Here is a 648-nt window from a genome sequence, read left to right as displayed (position 1 = left end):
ACGTCCTTCGTCGCCTGTAATCGCCAAGGCATCCACCACATGCACTTATTCGCTTGACCCTATAACGAGTGTGTCTTTGTCGATCAGAGTTGGCGCTTTAGCGCTTACTCTGATCCCATCCCCGTAGGGGATAGAAAGTCATATTCATTACAGGTTTGAGTTTCGCGTTTATGCCGTATTCCAAGTCATCTTTCGATCACTTAAATACTGGTTGATACAATCACAACCCGTACAATTTCCACGCGCCATCTCTAACGCGCTTCCGTTGTACTACTTCTTCTTCCAAATTGTTAAAGAACAAATACTGCATGACATTGCTGTCATTCAAAAAATCTCAATTGCTTAAGGTCTTTTGGCTGACATCGATGTGATCTAAGGTGTTGGTGGAGGCAGACGGGATCGAACCGACGACCCCCTGCTTGCAAAGCAGGTGCTCTCCCAGCTGAGCTATGCCCCCAAATCGGAACGATGCGGCGTCACAAAAAACCTTGCATACGGGTGTATGCGGCGGTCTTTTGTTCCTTGCCTCGTCCTGATTTAGCGTGGTCAGTGATGACCGCTGCTAATACCGTGGGAGGCTTGCCGTTCTGATCAGGCGTGCCGTTCAGATGGGGAGAATTGGTGGGTCTGGAAGGACTTGAACCTTCG

General features: G+C 48.9%; 1 tRNA gene. It reads right to left on the bottom strand.

Annotation, left to right across the window (positions count from 1 at the left end):
* Window positions 1-381 precede the first annotated feature (381 nt).
* Window positions 382-457 (bottom strand) — tRNA-Ala (locus PTE30175_RS28040).
* Between the last annotated feature and the right edge of the window lie 191 nt (window positions 458-648).

Origin of the sequence: Pandoraea terrae, from assembly GCF_902459695.1 — a bacterium.
In the GTDB taxonomy this organism is placed as follows: Bacteria; Pseudomonadota; Gammaproteobacteria; order Burkholderiales; family Burkholderiaceae; genus Pandoraea; species Pandoraea terrae.
This window is presented reverse-complemented; position numbering and strand designations above follow the sequence as displayed.